This window comes from Myxococcus faecalis (assembly GCF_050039385.1).
Classification (GTDB): domain Bacteria; phylum Myxococcota; class Myxococcia; order Myxococcales; family Myxococcaceae; genus Myxococcus; species Myxococcus fulvus.
On the sequence record NZ_CP144336.1, the window covers coordinates 3514140 to 3534922 of the forward strand.

Below are 20783 nucleotides of genomic sequence, written 5' to 3' on the forward strand. Positions count from 1 at the left end.
GAGCCCCCCTACCAACTCCATTGCATGAAGCTGCTAGGCACACTGGCGGGCGGAAACACCAGCAAGAGGGAAGTCACCTCTCCCGTCACCGAGAAGCTCCTCCCCGAGAAAACGCTAGGTCGCCCCCGACAGGACACCTGCGATTGACCTTGCGGTGTGGACACCAATGACCTCACCCACCACCTGAACATAGTGGTGGTGTGGGGACTCACGTCCGCATCTTCAGCCGCGTCTCGTGCACGGCATCGCCCACGGCGCCAGTCTTGCCCTGCTCGGCGGCGCGCAGCAGGCGGAGGATTCCGGGGCCGAGCACATCAATCTCCGTGGACGCATACGTCTCCGTGCCGAAGCGCCGGATGGTCTCCGTCTGCGTCTTCAGGATGCGCACGTCCTGGTTGAAGATGTGGAGCGCCACCGGCATGGCCACGGGCAGCACGGCGCGCAGGAGCCAGCGCGGCAGCGGCAGCCGGAACGTCACCACCGCGTACACCATCGTGTCCCACTCCGACACGGGCGTCATCGCCGAGGTCACGATGATATGGCTCCCCTCGCCGATGCGGTACTCCACCTGCGCGATCGACGGCATCAGGAAGCGGTCGAAGTGCTGCACCACGCCACCGCCCGGAGCCAGGAGCCTCCCCACGACGCCGCTGGGACGCGGCTCGCCGATGTACTCCGCCTCCACCCGGTCCGCGCTGCGCCGCACCACCACGTCAATCTCGTTGCGCTTCTCCTCCGTGCGGAACAAGCCCCCGTGCAGGTACGCCGTGTGCGGCACGTCGAGCGTGTTCTCCAGCGTCGCGTGCAGCGAGCCCGGCGCGCGCAGGATGCGGCGCACCGTGGTGTAGTCCCCCGCCTCCAGCAGCGGGAAGCGGAACGGCTCCGTCGTGGGCACCGCGCCGGGCGTCGAGTACACCCAGATGAACCCATCCTGCTCCCGCGTCGCATACGACGTCGCGCAGCGCGAGCGGGCCTCCGGCTCACCCATGAACCCCGGGATGGCGCGGCACTGCCCGCCCGTGTCGAACTTCCAGCCGTGGTAGCCGCACTGGAGCTGTCCGCCCTTCACGCGCCCCAGCGACAGCGGGACGTTGCGGTGCGGGCAGCGGTCCACCAGCGCGCCAGGCGTGCCGCCCTCACCCCGGAAGAGCACCAGCGGCGTGCCCTGGAGCGTGCGCGCCAGCGGCTTGTCCTTCAGCTCACGCGAGGAACAGAGGATGAACCACGCATTCGGCAGGTTGACGACGGAGACGTGACCGGCGGGCGGGCTCATACGACGCAGTCTAATGGCCCGCACGGCCGGTGCACGTCTTCCCTCGCGGGCCCGCGCCGCCCGTCGGGGGGCGAGCAGTCGCCCTCCCCCGGCGCCTCCCGGACCTACAGCTTCAGCCGCCGCAACCTCAACGCGTTGGCGATGACCGACACCGAGGACAGGCTCATCGCCGCGCTGGCGAAGATGGGGCTCAGGAGCAGGCCGAAGAAGGGGTACAGCACCCCCGCCGCCAGGGGAACGCCCAGGAGGTTGTAGATGAAGGCGAAGAAGAGGTTCTGCCGGATGTTGCGCAGCGCCCCCTGACTCAGCCGGCGCGCCCGGACGATACCCCTCAGGTCCCCCTTCACCAGGGTGACACCCGCGCTCTCCATCGCGATGTCCGTCCCCGTCCCCATCGCGATGCCCACATCCGCCTGCGCCAGCGCCGGCGCGTCGTTGACCCCATCTCCCGCCATCGCCACCACGCGGCCCTCCTGCTGCAGCCGCTTCACCACGTCCCCCTTCCCCTCCGGCAACACCCCCGCGATGACCTCGGAGATGCCCAGCCTGCGCGCCACCGCCTCCGCCGTCGTCTGACTGTCCCCCGTCAGCATCACCACGCGCAGCCCCTCCTGGCGCAGCAGCGACAAGGCCTCCGGCGTCGACTCCTTCACCGGGTCCTCGACGCCCAGGAGCCCCGCCGCGCGGCCCGACACCGCCACCAGCACCACCGTCTGCCCCTCCTGACGCAGCGACTCGGCCCGCGCCGTCAGCGCCGTGGCCTCCACGCCGCGCGCCGACATCAGCGCGGCGTTGCCCAGCGCCACCTCCACGCCGTCCACCCGCCCCACCACGCCCTTGCCCGTCTCCGAGCGGAAGTCCTCCACCGCCGTCAGCACCGCCCCGCGCTCCTTCGCGCCGGAGACAATCGCCTCCGCCAACGGATGCTCGCTGCCCCGCTCCAGGCTCGCGGCCAGCCGCAGCAGCGTCGCCTCGTCGATGCCCTCCGAGGCCACCACCGACACCAGCCTCGGCTTGCCCTCGGTGAGCGTGCCCGTCTTGTCCACCACCAGCGTGTCCACCGCCTCCAGCCGCTCCAGCGCCGCCGCGTCGCGGATGAGGACACCCGCCTGCGCGCCCCGCCCCGTCCCCACCATGATGGACATGGGCGTGGCCAGGCCCAGCGCGCACGGGCACGCGATGATGAGCACCGCCACCGCGTTCACCAGCGCGTGCGCCAGCCGAGGCTCCGGCCCCCACACACCCCACACCACCGCCGTCACCACCGCCACCGCGATGACCACCGGCACGAAGACCGCCGCCACCTTGTCCGCCAGCCGCTGGATGGGCGCGCGCGTGCGCTGCGCCTCGCTCACCCGCTGGACGATGCGCGACAGCAGCGTGTCCTTGCCCACGCGCTCGGCCTTCATCACCAGCGAGCCCGTCCCATTCACCGTGCCGCCCGTCACCTTCTCCCCGCGCGACTTCTCCACCGGCAAGGACTCGCCCGTCACCATCGACTCGTCCACCGCGCTGGCGCCCTCCAGCACCTCGCCGTCCACCGGCACCTTCTCACCAGGCCGCACCCGCAGGCGGTCACCGGGGTGCACGTGCGCGAGCGGCACATCCTCCTCGTGCCCGTCCTCGCGAATGCGCCGCGCCACCGGAGGCGCCAGGCTCAACAGCGAGCGCAGCGCCCCGGACGTCGCGTGCCGCGCCCTCAGCTCCAGCACCTGCCCCAGCGCCACCAGGGTGACGATGACGGCGGCGGCCTCGAAGTACAGCGGCGCGGTGCCTCCGTGTCCGGTGCGCAGCCCGTGGGGCAGCAGGTCCGGGAAGAGCGTGGCGAAGACGCTGAAGACATACGCCGCGCCCGTGCCCAGGGCGATGAGCGTGAACATGTTGAGGTGCCGGTTCTTCACCGACGCCCAGCCGCGCTGGAAGAAGGGCCAGCCGCCCCACAGCACCACGGGCGTCGCCAGCAGCAGCTGCGCCCAGGCCAGCACCGACGCGGGCACCGCGTGCTGCACGGGCTGCCCCGGAATCATGTCCGACATCGCCAGCACCAGAAGCGGCACCGTGAGCCCCATGCCCACCAGGAAGCGCCGCCACATGGACGTCAGCTCGGGGTCCGGCCTGTCCTCGGGCAGCACCGTGCGCGGCTCCAGCGCCATGCCGCAGAGGGGGCAGCTCCCCGGCCCCTCGCGCACCACCTCCGGGTGCATGGGGCACACGTACTCGACGCGCGTCTCGGGGACGGAGAGCGTCTCCGGCTCCAGCGCCATGCCGCACTTCGGGCAGGCCCCCGGATGGTCCTGACGCACCTCCGGGTCCATGGGGCACACGTACATCGTCCCCGGCGCGGCGGGAGGCGGCGGCTCGGGCGCTTCCGGGGGTGGCGCGAGGTAGCGCGCCGGGTCCGCGCCGAAGCGCTCACGGCACTTCGGGTTGCAGAAGTGGAAGGTCCGCCCCTCGTGCTCCAGGCTGCCGCCCTTGGGAGCGCTCGGGTCCACCTTCATCCCGCAGACCGGGTCGATGGCGTGCGCCCCCTCGCTCGGAGGATGGGGAGCCGAGGGGTGCGGGTGGGAGTGGGAGCCCGGGTGGGAGTGGCGATGCATGGTGCGTCTCCTTTCCCCCGGGCCAACGAGACACCCGGCGGACTCTTACAGTCGATTTTCCGTAAGGGTGCGCACCCGCACCGGCGGCGTGCCCGCCTACTTGGGTGGCGCGTTGTAGCCCGCGTCGCCGTAGGGCTTCAGGCGGTCGAGCCACAGGTTCTCCAGCACGCGCAGCTCCTCGTTGAGGTCCACGCCGGGCTCCTTGGGCGGCTCGAGCACGTCGAGCACCTCGAAGGTGAACTTCTCCGCGCCGTGGCGCTTCCAGTCCTCGAGCAGCGCGGGGATGCGGGGCATGTTCATGGTCAGCTCGAAGCGGATGCGGTTGAGCATGCCCGGGACGTTGAGCGCCGAGCCCACCAGCACCTTGCCGTTGGCGTGGTTGCGCACGGCGAACACGCCCATCTCGGGAGGGTTCTCCTTGTACTCGCGCTTGAGGTCCGAGCGGCGGGCCCGGCTTGCGTTGGCATCAGGGGACGACATGGGCGACTTCCTCGTGGGGTGGGTGGGGATTTCGCGGCAGCGCTGGAGCAGGCGTTGTTCGAGCCGCGCGTGGGCCTGGGCATCGCGAGGCGCGAGCCAGTCCGGACCGGCCTTCGCCCAGTCCGGGTCCGCCGGGTCCAGCCCGAGCAGGCCCAAGAGCCCGGGCTCGCAGATGAAGAACTGCTCGCGGAAGGGGAAGAGGTAGCCCCCGAACTCGCGCAGCGACGCGGCGGCCTCCTCGTAGGAGGTGAACCAGCGATTGAGGTACGTGCCGCCGGTGCGGGAGAGCAGCCGCTCGAAGTCGACCTGGGGCGCGTCGCGCGCCTCGAGCGCCTGCTTCAAGTCGCTCCAGGTGGCGTGACCCTGCTCCCTCGCGATGACGGCGAGCGCGTGCTTGCGCTGGATGGAGTCACGGCGCGCGAGCACCTCGCCCAGGGACAGGCTGGCGAAGCCGGGCAGCACGCGCAGCCGCTCCGCCGCGCGCGTGGCCTTCGCGGGGTCGTCCGCGGCGAGCGCCTTGAGCAGGAGCGACGCGCGGACCTTGCACTCTTGGAGGGAGGGGGGCTCGGAGGTGTCTGCAACGGTTCCCATGAGAAGTCCCTGAACGGCGGCCCCACCCGTGTCATGGGCCGTGGAAGGAACTCATCGGAAACTGTCGGACCTGCCGGATGAAGCGAGGGTGACGTCGTCTTTTCGGGCAGGCGCCCCTCGGCACCTGCGAAGGAGTTAACGGCGCGCCCGGGACTTCGGCAAGCGCTTTCTCGCCGCGCCCGAGCGCCCCGCCCGCCGCCTGCTCAGGAGCGCGCCTTGCACGAGCAGTCGAGGCAGCCGTGGGACGCACAGGTGCCGCAGCTGCGCACGAGCTGCTTCTTGAGGGCCTGCCGCGCGCGGTGCAGGCGCACGCCCGCGTTGTTGGGGGTGATTCCCGCCTCCCACGCCACGTCCAGCACGGAGCGCTCCTCCAGGTCCACCTCGCGGACCATCTGCGCGTACTCGGGCTTGAGGGTGGGCAACAGCTCGCCCACGCACGCGCAGACCGCCTGCTTGAGCTCGGGGTCCTCGGAGGGCTCCTCGGCTCCCAGCGCCTCGCGTGCCAGCGCACGGCCCTCCACCTGCTGACGGCGGTAGTGGTCCACCAGCGCGTTGCGCAGCAGCCGGTAGAACCACGTCACCGCGCCCTCCTCGTCGTCGAGGACACGCTGGCTCTCCAGCGACTTCACGAAGGCGGACTGGAGGATCTCCTCCGCCGTCGCGCGGTTGCCCACGCGCCGCTCCACGAAGGCGAGGAACTGGCGATGGTTCTCCACCAGCGCCCGCGTCACCGCGTCGCCCTCCTCACGCACCACCTCGGTGTCCTCGGACGCGCTCACTTGACCACCAGCTGGCCCTTCATCATCTGCATGCCGCAGGTGAACTCGAACGTGCCGACCTTGTCCGGCACGAAGGACACCACGGTCTCCGTCAGGCCAGGCAGCGGGCGCTGGATGCCGAAGTCGGGGATGAGCAACTCGTCGCCGCAGCCCCCCGAGTCCTTGCGCACGAAGCGCAGCCGCGCGGGCACCCCCTGCTTCAGCGTCACCTCGCTCGGCTGATAGCCGCCCTGAACTGTAATCGTCACCTCCTGCACCGCCTCGCCGCCCGTCGCCTCGGGCTTCGCGGCGGACTTCGGCGCGTCCGTGGGCGTCAGCAGGAAGCCGATGAAGTACTCCGCGTCCTCGGGCATCGGCAGGCGCACCGTCACCTCCCGCTCCACGTCCGAGGCAGGCAACGTGCCGCTCAGGTACGCGCCGCCCGCCTCGGGCACCAGCGGCGCGGAGGCGCCCGTCACCTCCACCACGCCCTTGCGCCCCGCGAGCGGCAGCGGCTGCCGGAAGGCATCCGTCACCCAGACCCGCACCTCGCCGGAGCGCAGGGACAGCACCTCCAGATGCGTGTCGCCGCTCATCGCCACGACGCCACCATGGAAGGGCGTGTGGTCGTGCTCCAACGCCACCGCCTCGGCCACCACGCGCCCCTCGGCCTCCGTGCCCTTCACATGCACGCGCTGCCCCACGCGGGTGCTCAGCAGGCCCTTCGCGTCCTGTCCCGGCGCCGCGAGCACCAGCGTGGTGGCGCCACCGTCCCGGACCAGCGAGTACACGCCGCCCTGCTTCGCGCAGTCCGCGGCGCTCAGGCCCTCCGGAGGGGTCGCGGGACAGGGCGCCACGCGCAGCGTCCCCACGAGCCCGTTGCCGTGTCCGTTCGCCTCCAGGTGCGCGGCGAAGCGAGCGACCTCCGGCTTCCCGTCCTTCACCACCGTCACCACCATGGCCAGGTGGTCATCGCCGTGCTCGGGTCCCTGTCCCGACAGGTGGTCTCCCGCGGGCGTCAGCGTGACGTCCGGATAGCCGCCCTTGGCCACCTTCACCGAGCCCGTGGCCCCATCCACCGGACGCGGCGCGAGCGACGCATCGAGCAGGTACACGCGATAACCGCCGGCCCGCGTCGTCACCAACTCCAGATGCCCCCGAGGCGTCGACTCCACCAGTCCACCGTGGGGCGCGGCGTGCGCATGCGGCGCTTCCTCGACATGCGAGCGCGCGGCGGCGGCGACGGGCGCGGGCGCCGGTGACTCCTTCTTGCTGCATGCGGCCACCATCCCCGCCGCCACCACCACCGCGATGAATCCGTGTCTCATCTCTCTCCTCAATCCCAATGCGGGCCCGCGAGGGCCTCAATACGAGCCCGCGAGTCGCTCTCCCTCGGGCCGGGGCCCCGGGAGCGTCAGGTCATCCTCGGTCCGCGCCGCCGCCTTGCGCGCCAGGTAGCGCTCCAGCGCGGGACGCCCGAAGCGGTGGAACACGGCCGGCGTGACGAGCAGGTCCAGCAGCGTGGAGCTGATGAGCCCGCCCAGAATCACGGTGGCCACCGGGTGCAGGATCTCCTTGCCGGGAGCACCCGAGGCGAGCGCCAGCGGCACCAGCGCCAGCCCCGCCGTGAGCGCCGTCATCAGCACGGGCACCAGTCGCTCCAGCGAGCCGCGCACCACCATCTCCCGACCGAACACCGCGCCCTCGTGCTCCACCAGGTGGAGGTAGTGCGAGATGAGCATGATGGTGTTCCGGCTGGCGATGCCGCACAGCGTGACGAAGCCCACGAGCGTCGCCACCGACAACGGCTGCCCGGTGAGCACCACCGCCGTCACGCTGCCCACCAGCGCGAGCGGGATGTTGAGCATCACCTGCGCCACGAGGCGCGCCGAGCGGAAGTGCGCGTACAGCACCAGGAACATGCCCACGAGCGACACCAGGGACAGCAGCGCGATGAGCCGCGTCGCGGCCTCTTGGCTCTCGAACTGCCCCTCGTACGAGAGGAACGTCCCCGTCGGCAGCACCACGCTCGCGGCCACGCGCTCGCGGACCTCCTCCACCGCGCTGCCCAGGTCCCTGCCCGCTACGTTGGCCATCACCACCACGCGCCGCTGGAGGTGGTCGTGGTGGATGACGTTGGGGCCGCGCGACTCCACCACCTCGGCCACCGCGGCCACGGGCACCCGCGCGCCCGACGGCGTATCCACCAGCGCCCGACGGAAGGCCTCCGCGTCCACCCGCGCGCGCTCCTCGTAGCGCACCAGCACGTCGAAGGTCCGCTGGCCTTCCAGCACCTGCCCCACCACCACGCCGTTGAAGGCCTTCTCGAGCTGCTCCGCCATCGCGCCCGGCTGGACGCCCAGCCGCGCCGCCTCCTCGCGCTTCAGGCGCACCTGGAGCTGGGGAATCAGCGTCTGCTGCTCCACCTGGAGGTCCACCACGCCGGGCACCTGGGCCATGACGGCGCGCACCTCCTCCGCCTTGCCTCGCAGCGCCTCCAGGTCCTGCCCGAAGAGCTTCACCGCCACCTGCGCGCGGATGCCGGACAGCAGGTGGTCCAGTCGATGCGAGATGGGCTGTCCCACGGACACGGACAGGCCGGGCAGCACGGACAGCCGCTCGCGCAGGTCCGCGAGCACCACGTCCCGAGGACGCCCACCCTCCTTGAAGTCCACGTCCAGCTCCGAGTAGTGCACGCCCTCCGCGTGCTCGTCCTGCTCGGCGCGGCCGGTGCGGCGCCCCACGGTCTTCACCTCGGGGACGGAGGCGATGAGCCGCTCGGCCAGCAGCCCGAAGCGATTGGACTCCTCCAGCGACGTGCCCGGAGGTGCCAGCACGTTGACGGTGGCGGTGCCCTCGTTGAACGGCGGCAGGAAGGAGCGCCCGAGGAACGGCACCACCGCCACCGCGCCAAGCACCAGCATCGTCGCCCCCACCATCACCGCGCTCGAATGGGCCAGCGAGAAGTCGAGCACATGGCGCGCCCGCGCCTTCAGCCAGCGCACCACGGCGCCATCGCCGTGCTCCAGCAAGCGGCCCTTGGGGAGCAGGAACGCACACAGCGCGGGCGTCACGGTGAGGGACACGAGCAGGGAGGCGAGGATGGACACCACGTAGGCCACGCCGAGCGGCGCGAACAGGCGGCCCTCGATTCCACCGAGCGCGAACAGGGGCAGGAACACCAGCACCACGATGAGCGTGGCGAAGACGATGGACCCACGCACCTCCGAGGAGGCGAGGTAGATGACGCGGAGCACGGACTCGGGCTGCTCCTTCGCCCGATTCTCCCGGAGGCGCCGGTAGACGTTCTCCACGTCGACGATGGCGTCGTCCACCAGCTCGCCCACGGCCACCGCGAGGCCCCCGAGCGTGAGGGTGTTGATGGACAGGCCGAACGCCTTCATCACCAGCGCGGTGATGACGAAGGAGAGTGGAATCGCGGTGAGGGTGATGGCGGTGGTGCGCAGGTTGACGAGGAAGAGGAACAACACCACCACCACGAGCAGCGCGCCGTCCCGCAGCGCCTCCACCACGTTGCCGATGGCGGCCTGGATGAAGTCCGCCTGACGGAAGAGCGTCTCCACGCGCACGTCCCCGGGCAGCGTGGAGCGCAGCTCCTTCACGGCGACGTCCACCTGCTCCGTCAGCGCGAGGGTGCTCGCGCCGGGCTGCTTCTGCACCGCGAGGATGACCGCGGGGCGACCGTTCATGCCGCCATCACCGCGCTTCACCGCCGGGCCCACGTCCACCTCGGCGACCTGGGAGAGGCGCACCGGGACACCGTCCCGCATCGCGACCACCGTGGCGCGAAGGTCCTCCACGGAGGCGCTGCGCGCGAGGTTGCGGACCAGGTACTCGCGCCCGCCCTTGTCCACGAAGCCGCCCGTGGTGTTGCCCTGGGACAGCCCCGCCGCGCGCTCCACGTCCTCGAAGGTGAGCCCGAAGGCCAGGAGCTTCTCGGGCGCCACGCGGACCTGGAACTGCTTCACGCCGCCGCCGAGCACCGTCACCTGGGCGATGCCGGGAATCGTGAGCAGGCGCTGGCGCAGCACCCAGTCCGCCAGCGAGCGCAGCTCCAGCGGCGACGTGCGCCCCTCCTCGCTCTCCACGCCGAGCAGGAGGATCTCCCCCATGATGGAGGACACGGGCGTCAGATGGGGCGCCACGTCGCGCGGCAGGCGCTCACGCGCCACCTGGAGCCGCTCGGAGACGAGTTGCCGGTCCAGGTAGATGTCCGTGCCCCAGTCGAACTCCACGTAGACGATGGACAGGCCCACGCCCGAGGACGAGCGCACCCGCTGCACGCCGGGCGCGCCGTTCATCGATGTCTCGATGGGCGTGGTGACGAGGGTCTCCACCTCCTCGGGGGACAGGCCGCCCGCCTCGGTCATCACCGTGACGGTGGGACGGTTGAGGTCGGGGAACACGTCCACGGGGAGCCGCGTGACGACCCAGCCGCCATAGAGCAGCACCGCCACCGCCGCGAGCACGACGAACAGGCGATGGCGCAGCGAGAAGAGGATGACGTGGTCCAGCACTAGCGGCCCCCTCGCGCCAGCCGCAGCGCCGCCACGCCGGAGACCACCACCCGCTCTCCTGTCTTCAAGCCCTGGCGCACCGCCCTCCACGCGCCATCCGTGCCGCCGAGCACCACGGGGCGCAGCTCGAACGTCTCCGGCCCGGTGTGGATGAAGACGAAGGCGCGGCCCTCGTCCTCCACGACTGCATCCGTCGGCACGGCGAGCTCGTCCTTGCGTCCACCTTCTCCGAGCGCCACGTCCACGAACATGCCGGGGCGCAGTCGGCCCTGGCGATTGTCGACCTCGAAGAGCACGCGCACGCTGCGCGTCGCCTCGTCCACCATCTGGCCCACGTGATAGGGCTTCGCCGGGAAGTGCTGGCCGGGATAGGCCGCGGTGGAGATGAGCGCACCCGTGGTGCCCTCGGCCCGCGCGACCTCGGCCTCGTAGACGTGCGCCTCCACCCAGACGATGGAGGCGTCCAGCACGGTGAAGAGCGGACGCGACGGGTCCACCTGCTCACCCACGGAGGCTCGGGCCTCCACGAGCACGCCGTCGATGGGCGCGACCAGTGAGACGCGCGCGGTGCCCTGCCCCTGGCGTGCGCCCGCGAGGACCTCGCGCGCGGACTTCGCCCGGCTCCACTCCTGCTCGGCGGTGCTCACCGCGAGCCGTGCCTGTTGGACCTCCTTCTCCGCCACCACGCCCTGGAGGGACTCGAGGCGCGTGAGGTCCCGTCGAGCCTGCTCCAGCGCGGCCTGGGCGCGGGAGACCTCGGCCTCCGCCTGGAAGTGGCTCGTCGACAGGCCGGTGGACTCGGAGGTGGAGAGGCTCTGCTGCACCAGCGCCAGCACCTCGCCGCGCTTCACGCGCTGGCCGACGAGCGGCACGGCGCCGTTCGCCGCGAGCACCCGCCCCGCGACGGGCGCGGACACCTGGGCGATGCGGTCGGTGCGAGGCACCACCTTCCCGGGCGTCACCAGTCGGGACTCCACCGAGCGCACCGCCGCGCGGCGCGTGCGGACCTCCAGGAGGAACTGCGTCTCCTTCGGGACGGAGAAGGACGGGCCGGTGACGACTGGCTGGGCGGCGGCGTGGGACTCGCCCGTGTGCGCCAGGGCGACGGAGCCGCTCAGGGAGAGACAGAGGAACAGCGAGAACGTGGACCGCATCACCGACCTCATGTCCGCACCTTCTTGCGGCGGGACGTCCACCACGCCCCGACGACCGCCAGCAGCGATGCGCCGCCCACCGCGCCCCAACGCCAGCCTTCCGTGGCTCCGGTGGCGCCCGACGTGTCGTGGTCGTCCTCGAGATGCACCGTGCCGAGCGCCAGCACGTCGACGTCGTTGCCGCGCGTCACCGTGACCACGGCGGCCCACTCCGTCTCGGGTTCGAGCAGGGCCTCTGTCTCGTAGGCGCCTGCCGACAGCATTCGCGCGGGCAGCTTCTGCACGGTGCTGCCCGTGAGCGTGAGCTCCACCTGCGCGCCGCTCACCGGGGCGTTCGTCTCTGTCTCGGCGACCCAGATGCGGACCTGGGTCTTCGGCGTCCCGGAGTGCTCGGGATGCTTGAGCACGACCTCGAACACGTCCCCCGTCGCCGCGAGCACGTGCTGCGCATCACGAACCCCGGAGGACACGGCCGGTCCACCATGCGACTCGCCCTCGTGCGCCAGGGCGGGGAACGCCAGGAGCGCGAGCGCGCAGAGCACCCCCAGATGCTTCGGCGACGTGCTCATTCCGGCACCTGTCCCGTCGGGAGCCGCCCCGCCGAGCGCAGCAGGGCCACACGGGCCCGGACGAGCGCGGCCGCCGCGTCCACACCTTCCGCCGCCGCCGCGAACGCCCTGTCTCGCGCGAGGAACAAGGCATCGAGCCCCAGCTCTCCGGCCTCGTACGCGCGACGCACCAACTCCAGGTTGCGGTCCACCGAGGGGCGCACCGACATCAGTGACTCATGCGCCGAGCGCGCCGCATCGAACGTCGCTCGCGCCACGGCTTGTTCCGCGGACACATCTCGCTCCCTCGCCACCTGCTCCGATTCACGCACCTTGCGTCGGGCCCGCGCCTGCGCGAGCTCGGGCTGGTTCCGGTCCCACAGCGGCAGCGGCACCGAGAGCCGCGCGATGAGCAGGTGCTCGGTGTGCACATCCGAGAAGGCGCCGTGGGACTCCGGCCGTCGCTCACGCTCGTAGCCGAGGGACACCGTCGGACTCGAGATGCGCTCCCGGCGCAGCAGGTCCACCTCCGAGCCCGCCGCGGCCACCTCGGCGCGCGCCGCGACCAGGCTCGGGGGCTCACCCTCCAGCGACGAGGGCAGCGGCTGGGTCGCGGTGTCCACGAGCGAGACACGCAAGGCCGCGTCCATCGAGCGACCCAGGCGACGATTCAGCTCGGCCCGAGCCGCCACCACCTCCGCCACCGCCTGCGCCGCGCGGGCCTCCGCACGCGCGCGCTCCAAGGCAGCGGCGTTGCGGTCCAGCTCCGACACATCGCCCGCGGCGAAGCGACGCACCGTGGCCGCCTCCATCTGACGCGTCAGCTCGAGCGACTCACGCGCCAGCGTCGCGCGCGCCTCACGACGCTCCAGCTCCACGGCCGACTCCACCGCGCCCGCCGAAGCACTCAGCATCACCGCGTGACGTCGTGCACGGGCAGCGGCCAGGGCCGCGCTCGCGCGCTCCACGCGCAGCCCCGACTGCCCTGCGACCTCCAGGGACTGGCTCAACACCAACTCCGTGCGCTGCTCACCCGAGTTCCCCGTGAGCGCATCCGTGACCAGGGCCAGCTCGACGGAGGGGTTCGCGCGGGGCCAGCGGCCGTCGGTCGCGCGGACGCCCTCGGCGCCCTGCTCCTCGGCTTGCGCGGCCGCGACCTCCGGACTGCGCGCCAGCGCCTCCGACACCACGCGCTCCAGCGACCACGCCTCCGAGGGCGAGGCGGCCAGCACGAGCGACAAGGCGACGGACACGAGCGACATGCTCCGCTCCATCGCAAGCCCCGTACCCACGCCGACCCACAGCGATTCCAACAGGTTACGAGCCAGCACCAAGGCCACAGGTGTGACCGAAACCATCACACTGTGATGGCCCCGAGCGGAGCACGGCCTTGTGGCCTCACGGCGCACATCACCGCCTGCCGGGCTCATGGGCCGCGATGGAAGTCACCCGGATGAGCAGCCAGCCGGCGAGCCACGGCCCGTACTGCATTCAAGAGAACGCTGGCCGCCTCCGGCCGACGCCCTCATCCCTCCAAGGAAGCAATGTGACGCCAATCATTCATCATCGAGGCTCGTGCGGCCCGGTCACACGCTCGAACGACACTCCAAGGTTCCCCACTCCTTCGAGCGCAGTCTTGATGTCCTCCGAAACAACGAACGCGACCTTGAACCGCTTCAGCCGGAAGACCTGGGCGCCTTCGGTCTTCGCGGGGTCGATTCGCAGGCCGTAGATCCAGCTGTACTCCCCTTCATAGCCAGGGGCAGGTGCATCCCCGTCCTCATGGTGCACCTCCCGGCATCGCGCCTCGTCGATGGCATCAACCACCTTGGTTGCATTGACGACGAAGTACCGTTCTTGCGCCCCCTCCACCGTCACCGGAAACAGCTGGACGTCATCGGGAGCCAGCTTTCGGAAGACGTTCGCGAGCGCCTCACTGACGATCGGCGTGCGCTCAACTCCTCCAAACACGAAAGCGCGCTTCGTCCCTGGGTGTGACACCTGGGACCTGATGGAGCCAGGGTCCTCAAGCACACGCCCATCCGTGAACAGCCAAGGCTCTTCGAACGCCTCGCCGGATGTCCGCGTGGGCGTCTCCACGAGCCATCGAGGCACGTCCGCCAACCCCACCCAATAAAAGTTCTGCTCCATCCGGCCTCCTATCTCACGATGAAGCTGCGCAACTCCGAGCCGGGAGTCAGCAACTCGTCCGCAATCCTCGCGAGTTCCTTCTGCAGACTGGCCCTGCAGCTCTCCGTCGTTCTACACCGCGCGACGGAGCGCTCGAGGCGGGTCAGCACTTGATTGTGATAGAACTCAGGGTGAGGCCCTTCGTGCCCGTTGAGCCGGACCTTGTTCGCCGCATCCTCGAGCGTCATCCCGGCTCTCTTGAAGATCCTCTCGCACTCTGGCGTCCAAGGGCCGCCCGCCGCACTGGAGCTGGGGTTCTTGTTCGTGCAGATGTGGTGAACCGGCCCGGTCTCGTCTCCAGGGAACCGCCCTTCTCCATACATCACCAGGGCAGCGGCTGCTCCAGGTGCAAGCGTGACGTTCAGCACTCCAGCAGCGGGCATCGCAATGGAAGTCACGCCCCCCTGCATGGCGGCCCCGAGCTGGAATCCCGACTCGGCCTGGGCCTTGAGCGCGGCCTGGGAGAAGCCCGGGAGCCTTGGCCCTTGAGCCGCCATCGCGCTCTTCCCACCCAGCGCCGCCATGACGACGAGCACCAGGACGCGCGTGCCGTTCGCCCCCAGCACGTTCCCGAACCGATGCCCGATGTCCTGTAGCTCGATGACGCTCATCGCCTTGCCCGCATCATCCCACAAGCGGACGAATCCGCGCCCGATCTCCCAGACCGGTACGACCCCGAGGTAGGCCACCATCGCCGCCGTCAACGCCACCGCGATGACCTTGGTGACAGGTTCGGGTAGCGCCATCGTGAGAAGCATCGTCAACGCCGCTGACGTCACCATGGCCTTGAGTACGACCGGGTTCAGCATCTTGCCGACCTCGGATTCGACGCTGTCCCATACGGTGTCTAGCGCGAAGGACAAGGCCATCAGCGTCCGGTCCTTTCGGGAGAACGTCAGCCCCGTTCCGCCCACCAGGGTCAAGCAGTCGTCCGCATCGGGACAGATGCGCGAGTACAGCGTCTCCAGCGAGCTCCCCAAGCCCGAATCGACGAGGCCATGGGACGATGCCAGAAGTGATTGGGACCGAGACCACCCGCGCTCGTCCACCTCTTCAGTCTCCCGGAACGCAACGGCCATCCGCGTGTCCAGGATGAGGCGCACGACCGCAGACCTGAACTCGTCGTCACTCACCTCGACCGGTTCGACATCCACCGACTCATGGACGACCCGCTGTCCACGCCCGACGTCGATATGGACAACACGAGTGCTCGTACAGCCCATCGACAGAAGCAGTAAAGCCACTACCGCAATCGATCTCATGGAACTCCCCGAAGCTGCCTCCTGGCGGAAGGAGGCGGGGTATCGTGACTCCGGGGGCTGACAATCCTACGGGGTCATGAGGGCCACACCCGGCGGCGCCTTCCAGGAAGTCCCGCAAGCACAGCCAGCGGCGTCGCTTCCGGCTCTCACACGACCAACCATGCGGGCTTGCGTGGGATTGACAAGGCCCCGCATCCCGTTTATTTCGCATGCAGCATCAAGAGCGGTCCCGCTTCGGCGGTGGCCCGACAACCTGGAGACGGACCTCCAAGGTGTCCAAACGATGCGGTCCGGAGAGCAGGTGCTCCCCGGGCAAACCAAGTGTCCGAGGCGAGGCAGTCCCTCCGCTTCGGTGAGAGAGGACCTCGTGGTTCCCACCGCTCGCATCGCCCCCCTGTACCCCGCGAAGGTCCGTCGCGCGTTCCGCTCGCCCGAGAGCGTCCGAATGCGCCACGCCCTGCCACGCACGCTCGCGCGAATGCGCGGGCCGGTGCACGCCGGCTAGGGCTTCCACCCCTCCTTCCTTTCATTTCTTCCGTCGGCGCTCCAGCGCCGCGCTCGCTCGACGTGTGCGTCGGCGTCGCGGACGTGCGCCTCCATGTCTTCAGGGCGCCAGGCCCTCGTTCGAGGTTCGCAGATGAGCAGCAATTCCTATCGGGTGATGAAGTTCGGCGGCTCCTCCGTGGGCTCCCCGCGCCGGCTGCGTCAGGTCATCGAGTTGATTGGACAACACGCTCGCACGGGCCCGCTCGCCGTCGTCGTGTCCGCCATGGGCGACACCACCGACTGGCTGCTCGAGGCCGCGGACCTCGCCACCCGGGGCGAGCTGGAGGGCGCGCTCACGGTGGTGGGCCGCATCGCCCACCTCGCCAAGACCAACGCCGCCGCGCTCCACCCCGCGCAGTCCGCCACCCTCGCCGCGCGCGTCGACCAACTCCTCGCGCCCCTGCAACGGCTCCTCCACGGCCTCTCCCTCACCCGCGAGTGCTCCCCCGCGTCCAAGGACAAGGTCCTCGCCTTCGGTGAGCTGGTCTCCGCCACGCTCCTCGCCGAGCTGCTCGACGCCTCCGGCACCCAGGCCCGCTTCCGCGACGCGCGTCACCTGCTCGTCACCGACGACGCCTTCGGCACCGCGCGCGTGGACGTGCCTCGCACTCGCGAGCGGCTCCAGTCGAGCAGCGCCGAGTGGGGCACCACCGTGCCCGTCATCCCCGGCTTCATCGCGTCGACGCCCGACGGCCGCACCACCACGCTCGGCCGCAACGGCTCCGACTACACCGCCGCCCTCGTCGCGCAGGGCCTGGGCGCCACCGAGGTCACCGTGTGGACCGACGTGCTCGGACTGCACACCGCGGACCCGGACCTGGTGAGCGACGCCTACCCCGTCCCGCACCTCTCCCACGGCGAGGGCCTGGAGCTGGCCGCCGTCGGCGTGCGCATGCTGCACCCGCGCACGATGATTCCGCTCATCGAGTCCGGCATCTCCCTGCGCATCCGCAACACCATGCACCCGGAGCACCCGGGCACGCTCATCGACGCCGTCGGCTCGAGCGACGTCCAGCGCCCCACCTGCATCGCCACCCGCGAGGACCTGGCCCTGCTCGGCATCGAGGTGCGCAAGCTCTCCGACCAGTTCCAGCTGGGCGAGCGCGTCCTCGCGGCGCTGCGCTCGGCCCGCGTCACCGTGTGGATGACGGCCCAATCCGCCAACGGCCAGTCCATCGCCGTGGTCATCCCCCGCCCCGACACCGAGCGCGCCAGGACCGCGCTGGAAAGGGAGCTGGCCCAGGAGCTCGCCCGCCGCGAGGTCGAGCCGCTCGGCATCCGTCAGCCCGTGACGCTCGTCACCCTCGTGGCCGAGGCGATGGGCCACGGCGTCAACGTCGCCGGCCGCTTCTTCAGCGCGCTGGGCGCGGTGGGCGTCGGCGTGCGCGCCAGCGCCCAGGGCGCCAGCTCCCGCTCCATCTCCTGCGTGGTCGACGCGGCGGACACCGCCATCGCCGTGCGCACCACGCACGCGGCCTTCAACCTCGCCCACCAGCAGGTCAGCCTCTTCCTCCTCGGCAAGGGCACCGTGGGAGGACAGCTCCTCACCCAGCTGCGCAGCCAGGAGTCGCTGCTGCGCGAGCGACATGGAATCGCCCTGCGCGTGGTGGGCATCGCCGACAGCCGGCGCAGCCTGTTCAACCCGACCGGCCTGCCGTTGGAGGGACTCGAGGAGCAGCTCGCGCGCGTCGTCCGCGGTGAGTCCGGCACGCGCGCCCTGCCGCCGCTGCTCGACGAGCTGCGCCGGCTGCCCGTGCCCATCCTCGTCGACTGCACCGCCAACGGTGACGTCGCCTCGCTCTACATCGAGGCGTTCCGTCGGGGCATCCACGTGGTCGCCGCGAACAAGAAGCCGCTCGCCCTGCCGTGGAACGAGCGCGAGGCGCTGCTCGCCGAGGCCCGCCGTCACCACGTGGCCTACCACTACGAGACGACGGTGGCCTCCAGCCTCCCCGTCATCGACACGCTCGCCAACCTGGTGCGCACCGGCGACACCGTGCGCCTCATCACCGCGTCCCTCTCCGGCACGCTGGGCTTCATCTGCAACGAGCTGATGGCGGGCGTGCCGCTGTCCACCGCCGTGCGCACGGCCAAGGAGCGCGGCTTCACCGAGCCCGACCCGCGCGAGGACCTGTCCGGCGCCGACGTCGCGCGCAAGGCGCTCATCCTCGCCCGCGAGCTGGGCCTGCCCCTGTCCCTCTCCGACGTCGCGCTGGAGCCCTTCGTCCCCGAGCCCGCCGACGCGGGCGACACCGCCGAGTCCTACCTGCGAAGCCTCCGCGCGCTCGACGCGGAGTACACCCGGAAGGTGGAGCACGCCCGCCAGGGCGGCACCGTGCTGCGCTACCTAGCCCGCATCGACCCGACGCGGCTGGGCACCGACACCCCTGTCATCCGCGTGGGGCTCGCGCCCGTGGAGGCGGGCCAGCCCGCCGCGGACCTGCGCGGCTCCGAGTCCTTCGTGTCCTTCACCACCACACGGCACAGCGAGTTCCCGCTCACCGTGCGCGGCGCGGGCGCGGGGGGCGCCGTGACGGCCTCCGGTGTCCTGGCCGACATCCTCCGCGTCTCCCAGACGCTGCGCGGTCGATGAAGCACCCTCGGCTCCGAAAGGAATCACGACCATGAAGCTCGCCACCGCCCTCGTCCACGCCGGCACCCGCCGCGACCCGGCCACCGGCGCCATCGCCGTCCCCGTCTACCACTCGGCCACCTACCAACACCCCGCGCTCGGACAGTCCACCGGCTACGACTACTCGCGCACGAAGAACCCCACCCGCGCCGCGCTGGAGGACGCGCTCGCGCAGCTCGAAGGTGGCGCCCGGGGACTCGCCTTCGCGTCCGGCATGGCCGCGCTGCACGCCGCGCTCAGCCTCTTCGGCCCCGAGGACCACGTGGTCCTCACCGAGGACCTCTACGGCGGCACGTTCCGCCTCGTGGACCGGCTGCTCCACCTGCCCCACACCTTCGTGGACACGACGAAGCCAGAGGCCGTGCGCGCCGCGCTGCGCCCCAACACCCGTGCAGTGGTGGTGGAGACGCCCACCAACCCGCTGATGAAGTCCGCGGACCTGCCCGCGCTGGTGGCGCTCACGCGCGAGGCGGGCGTGCTGCTCATCGTCGACAACACCTTCCTCACCCCGTACCTCCAGCGCCCACTGGAGCTGGGCGCGGACGTCGTCGTGCACTCGGCCACCAAGTACCTGGCGGGTCACAACGACGTCGTGGCCGGCGCGCTCGTGGTGCGCGACGCGGCGCTGGGCGAGAAGCTCGCGTACCTCCAGAACGGCATCGGCGCCATCCTGGGGCCGCAGGACTCGTACCTGGTCATCCGCGGCCTCAAGACACTCGCGCTGCGCATGGAGCGCCACCAGTCCAACGCGCGCGAGGTGGCCGCGTTCCTGTCCGGCCACCCCAAGGTGGAGCGCGTCCACTACCCGGGCCAGGGCGGCATGCTGTCCTTCAGCGTGAAGGACGCGGCCCTCGTCCCCCAGGTGCTCGCCGGCGTGCGCCTGTGCCTCTTCGCCGAGTCACTCGGCGGCGTCGAGACGCTCATCACCTTCCCCGCCACGCAGACCCACGCGGACATCCCCGTCGCGCGCCGGGAACAGCTTGGCATCACTGACCGACTGCTTCGCCTCTCCGTGGGTATCGAGGACTGCCATGACATCATCTCCGACCTGGCCCAGGCGCTCGACGGGCACTCCCGCTCCGAAGACGTTCGCCACGCGCCTGCTGCACACCGGCCATGAAGTGGACCCGGTGACGGGCGCCGCGGCGGTGCCCATCTACCAGGTGTCCATGTTCGACCAGCCGGGCCTGGAGACGCCCGGCGAGTTCGACTACGCGCGCTCCGGCAACCCGACGCGCAAGGCGCTGGAGGGCGTGCTCGCCACGCTCGACGAGGGCGCGGGGGCGTTCGCCTTCGGCTCCGGCATGGCCGCGCTGTCCACCGTGCTGATGCTCTTCAGCGCGGGCGACCACCTGGTCGTCACCGATGACTGTTACGGCGGCACCTATCGGGTGCTCACCCGGGTGTTCAGTCGCTTCGGGCTGAAGGCCACGTTCGTGGACACGAGCGACCCGGAGGCCGTGCGCGCCGCGTTCCGGCCCGAGACGAAGGGCCTCTTGGTGGAGACGGTGAGCAACCCGTTCCTCAGGCGCACCGACGTCAAGGCCATGTCCGCGCTCGCGCGCACCTACGGCGCGCTGCTCATCGTGGACAACACGTTCCTGTCGCCCTACCTGTCGCGGCCGCTCACCGAGGGCGCGGACATCGTCGTGCACTCGGCCACCAAGTTCCTGGGTGGGCACAGCGACGTCATCGCGGGCACGGTGGCGGTGCGCACGCCGGAGCTGGCGAAGGAGGTCTACTTCCTCCAGAACGCGGTGGGCGCGGTGCTCGGCCCCCAGGACTGCTTCCTGCTCCAGCGCGGCATCAAGACGCTCCAGGTCCGCATGGAGCGACAGGTGCGGACGGCCGCGGCGCTGGCTCGTTGGCTCGCCGGCCGTCATGAAATCGAGAAGGTCTACTACCCGGGCATCGGCGCGGTGGTGTCGTTCCGGCTGGCGAGCGACGCGATGACGTCGAGCTTCGTGGAGGCGCTCAAGCTGCCGCTGCTCGGCGTGTCTCTGGGCGCGGTGGAGAGCATCCTCACGGTGCCGGCGAGGCACTCGCATGCCTCCGTGCCCGCCGCCGAGCGCGAGCGTCGGGGAATCACCGACGCGCTCATCCGCTTCTCCGTGGGTCTGGAGGACGTGGAAGACCTCCAGGCGGACCTGGCGAACGCGCTGGGTCGAGCCTTCCGGGAGGCCGCTTGAGGAGGCGGTCGGATTGACAGTGCGG

General features: G+C 70.9%; 14 protein-coding genes and 1 riboswitch. Of the genes, 3 read left to right on the forward strand and 11 right to left on the reverse strand.

The window, feature by feature from the left end; all coding sequences use genetic code 11:
• Positions 1-208 precede the first annotated feature (208 nt).
• The 11 genes from VZQ01_RS13855 to VZQ01_RS13905 form a co-directional block, all read right to left on the reverse strand.
• Complete coding sequence (locus VZQ01_RS13855; RefSeq protein ID WP_223783507.1) at positions 209-1273, reverse strand: Rieske 2Fe-2S domain-containing protein; 1065 nt, start codon at positions 1271-1273, stop codon at positions 209-211.
• Positions 1274-1377: 104 nt separating this feature from the next.
• The gene (locus VZQ01_RS13860; RefSeq protein ID WP_426748051.1) at positions 1378-3870 is read right to left on the reverse strand and encodes a heavy metal translocating P-type ATPase; all 2493 of its coding nucleotides are present in this window, start codon (positions 3868-3870) and stop codon (positions 1378-1380) included.
• 96 nt (positions 3871-3966) lie between these two features.
• Positions 3967-4941 carry a GIY-YIG nuclease family protein gene (locus VZQ01_RS13865; protein ID WP_426748052.1) on the reverse strand — a complete coding sequence of 325 codons (975 nt, stop codon included), beginning with the start codon at positions 4939-4941 and terminating at the stop codon, positions 3967-3969.
• Between the two features lie 203 nt (positions 4942-5144).
• The gene (locus tag VZQ01_RS13870) at positions 5145-5720 is read right to left on the reverse strand and encodes an RNA polymerase sigma factor (protein WP_426748053.1); all 576 of its coding nucleotides are present in this window, start codon (positions 5718-5720) and stop codon (positions 5145-5147) included.
• The gene (locus VZQ01_RS13875; RefSeq protein WP_426748054.1) at positions 5717-7027 is read right to left on the reverse strand and encodes a cupredoxin domain-containing protein; all 1311 of its coding nucleotides are present in this window, start codon (positions 7025-7027) and stop codon (positions 5717-5719) included. The genes VZQ01_RS13870 and VZQ01_RS13875 overlap by 4 nt, the downstream gene beginning before the upstream one ends.
• A 36-nt stretch (positions 7028-7063) precedes the next feature.
• A complete protein-coding gene (locus VZQ01_RS13880) occupies positions 7064-10237 on the reverse strand; it encodes an efflux RND transporter permease subunit (protein WP_426748055.1) in 3174 nt (1057 codons plus the stop codon).
• Positions 10237-11391, reverse strand: a complete 1155-nt coding sequence (locus VZQ01_RS13885) for an efflux RND transporter periplasmic adaptor subunit (protein ID WP_194869328.1) — start codon at positions 11389-11391, stop codon at positions 10237-10239. The genes VZQ01_RS13880 and VZQ01_RS13885 overlap by 1 nt, the downstream gene beginning before the upstream one ends.
• Positions 11392-11399: 8 nt before the next feature.
• Positions 11400-11960, reverse strand: a complete 561-nt coding sequence (locus VZQ01_RS13890) for a hypothetical protein (RefSeq protein WP_426748056.1) — start codon at positions 11958-11960, stop codon at positions 11400-11402.
• Entirely contained in the window at positions 11957-13201 is a 1245-nt protein-coding gene (locus VZQ01_RS13895; protein WP_426748057.1) for a TolC family protein, read from the reverse strand. Before VZQ01_RS13895 ends, VZQ01_RS13890 begins: the two co-directional genes overlap by 4 nt.
• A gap of 301 nt (positions 13202-13502) precedes the next feature.
• The gene (locus VZQ01_RS13900; protein WP_426748058.1) at positions 13503-14090 is read right to left on the reverse strand and encodes an imm11 family protein; all 588 of its coding nucleotides are present in this window, start codon (positions 14088-14090) and stop codon (positions 13503-13505) included.
• An 8-nt stretch (positions 14091-14098) separates the two neighbouring features.
• A complete protein-coding gene (locus tag VZQ01_RS13905) occupies positions 14099-15391 on the reverse strand; it encodes an AHH domain-containing protein (RefSeq protein WP_223783516.1) in 1293 nt (430 codons plus the stop codon).
• Between the two features lie 209 nt (positions 15392-15600).
• Positions 15601-15721, forward strand: a riboswitch (SAM-I-IV-variant riboswitch).
• A gap of 307 nt (positions 15722-16028) precedes the next feature.
• Between VZQ01_RS13905 and thrA the strand changes: the two genes are divergently transcribed.
• The 3 genes from thrA to VZQ01_RS13920 are packed head-to-tail and all read left to right on the forward strand — an operon-like array spanning position 16029 to position 20758.
• Positions 16029-18530 (forward strand): bifunctional aspartate kinase/homoserine dehydrogenase I, encoded by a 2502-nt coding sequence (thrA, locus tag VZQ01_RS13910; RefSeq protein ID WP_426748059.1) that lies wholly within the window; start codon positions 16029-16031, stop codon positions 18528-18530.
• A gap of 31 nt (positions 18531-18561) precedes the next feature.
• Positions 18562-19689, forward strand: coding sequence for a trans-sulfuration enzyme family protein (locus tag VZQ01_RS13915; protein WP_426748060.1), 1128 nt, complete (start codon positions 18562-18564; stop codon positions 19687-19689).
• The gene (locus tag VZQ01_RS13920) at positions 19601-20758 is read left to right on the forward strand and encodes a trans-sulfuration enzyme family protein (protein ID WP_267698010.1); all 1158 of its coding nucleotides are present in this window, start codon (positions 19601-19603) and stop codon (positions 20756-20758) included. Before VZQ01_RS13915 ends, VZQ01_RS13920 begins: the two co-directional genes overlap by 89 nt.
• Positions 20759-20783 lie beyond the last annotated feature (25 nt).